1 protein-coding gene is annotated in these 556 nt (G+C 30.4%); it reads right to left on the bottom strand.

All coding sequences use genetic code 11. The features are described from left to right. Positions 1-492 (bottom strand): MurR/RpiR family transcriptional regulator (locus tag V7659_RS24095; RefSeq protein WP_335542677.1); only part of this gene is annotated, 492 nt, incomplete at its 3' end. Between the last annotated feature and the right edge of the window lie 64 nt (positions 493-556).

Raw genomic sequence — 556 nt, 5'->3', positions numbered from 1 at the left:
AAAAACAATTAAAAGCGTGTCCTCATCCACTAAATGCTTCGCATGATCTTCTCCCTGGCTCACTAAAATATGTTTTCCAGAAACAAGAGCAAGCTTATAAGCAAAGTATTCTACACAAATAAAGGATGGACCCAATCCAAATAGCACAATTCTGTTGTACTTCTTATAAAGAGTTAAAAACTCATCCACTAATGTAGGGTCAAAATTATCTATAAAGTGTTTTAATCGTTCAAGCTCACTTGAAGTTTTTTTGTCTTCCTGAATGATTGGCTGACCGCCAAAAAATTGTTTATATTGTTTAAAACTTTCAAACCCAAGTTTTCTTACAAGTTTGGATACTTTTGAAGAAGACACATTACAATACTCAGCGGCCTCTAATATTTTTAAATGATCCTTTTCTTTAATAATTTCAGAAAGTTTATTATGAACCGAAAGCTCCAGCTCATTTAATTTATTTAAATTAATATTTATGGTCTTTCCCTCTCTTCTCATTTTGTGCTTAATGAAAGTATACCATAGTGGAAAATTTTCCACAATATAATATTTTTTTTAAAAA

It is taken from the genome of Neobacillus drentensis (genome assembly GCF_036966985.1).
In the GTDB taxonomy this organism is placed as follows: Bacteria; Bacillota; Bacilli; order Bacillales; family Cytobacillaceae; genus Neobacillus; species Neobacillus drentensis_E.
The sequence above is the reverse complement of the archived record's forward strand: the minus strand, read 5'-3'. Positions and strand labels throughout refer to the sequence as shown.